Here is a 749-nt window from a genome sequence, read left to right as displayed (position 1 = left end):
TGAAGAAGGCTTTGATGGCTGCTGCCGCGCTGGTTGCGCTGCCGGTCATGGCTCAGGCGCAGTCACCGTCGCCGGGCGTGTACATCGGTGCGGAAGGCGGTATCAACTGGCTTCTGAACTTCAACGCGAACACCAACCTGCCGATCGCGCCGGTTGTCGGCGTGACGCCGACGACGGGCTGGATGGCCGGTGGCGTGATCGGCTACGACTTTGTCGGCCCGCGCGTCGAGTTGGAAGGCATCTATCGCTGGAACGGCACGAACGTCGGCCTCCCGGGCACCGCTCTGAACAACCAGATCGGCCAGCTCGGTATCATGGCGAACCTGTACTACGACTTCATGCCGGCTTCGGTGATCACGCCGTACATCGGCGCTGGCGCGGGTCTTGGCCTGGTCGACAGCAACACCTCGCTGGGCAGCACGGTGTTTGCCTACCAGGGCATCGTCGGTCTGGGCTGGAACGTCGACACGAACTTCCGCGTGAACCTCGACGGCCGCTACTACGGCACGTCGAACCCGACGATCAACGGGCAGCAGTGGACCAACAACAACTTCAGCGTGATGCTGGGTCTGCAGCTGAAGTTCGGCTCGGCTCCGCCGCCGCCGCCGCCGCCGCCGCCGGCCGTTGCGCCGCCGTCGTTCATGGTGTTCTTCGACTGGGACCGCTCGAACCTGAGCCAGCAGGCGCTGAACACGATCAAGCAGGCAGCTGCTGCGTTCAAGAGCAAGGGCAACGCCCGCATCACGGCG

The 749-nt window shown here is 64.9% G+C and carries 1 protein-coding gene; it reads left to right on the top strand.

Annotation, left to right across the window (positions count from 1 at the left end; all coding sequences use genetic code 11):
* Positions 1–14: 14 nt before the first annotated feature.
* On the top strand, positions 15–749 hold a 735-nt coding region (locus RSO01_RS46965; RefSeq protein ID WP_147157507.1), incomplete at its 3' end, for an outer membrane protein.

Origin of the sequence: Reyranella soli, from assembly GCF_007992495.1 — a bacterium.
Lineage (GTDB): Bacteria > Pseudomonadota > Alphaproteobacteria > Reyranellales > Reyranellaceae > Reyranella > Reyranella soli.
Note: the sequence above shows the minus strand (reverse complement) of the source record. Positions and strands in the feature narration are given on the sequence as shown.